At 70.4% G+C, this 358-nt stretch carries 1 protein-coding gene; it reads right to left on the bottom strand.

The features are described 5' to 3' along the window. On the bottom strand, nt 1-358 hold a 358-nt coding region (locus MKD38_RS30955; protein WP_252682472.1), incomplete at both ends, for an NAD(P)(+) transhydrogenase (Re/Si-specific) subunit beta.

Below are 358 nucleotides of genomic sequence, written 5' to 3'. Positions count from 1 at the left end.
GAACACCACCGGCGCGCCCTGGAACAGGCGGAACTTGTAGCGCCCGGCCAGCTTGCCGAAGGCGATCACCGAGCCCGAGAACGTGATCGCGCCGACGAAGCAGCCGATAAAGAGCTCGATGCGGTTGCCCAGCGGGATCAGGTGCGAGCCGGCCGGGCTGATGCCGAACGCCGCCGGCTCGGCCACCGCCGCCACCGCGATGAACACCGCGGCGAGACCGATCAGCGAGTGCATCGCCGCGACCAGTTCCGGCATCTTGGTCATCTGCACCTTGCGCGCGACGTAGGCGCCGATGCCGCCGCCGACCACCAGCGCGGCGAAGATCAGCGCCAGGCCGGTGCCCACCGACGACTGGGCC

The organism is Cupriavidus sp. WGlv3, from assembly GCF_023952475.1.
Taxonomy (GTDB): domain Bacteria; phylum Pseudomonadota; class Gammaproteobacteria; order Burkholderiales; family Burkholderiaceae; genus Cupriavidus; species Cupriavidus phytorum.
This window is presented reverse-complemented; position numbering and strand designations above follow the sequence as displayed.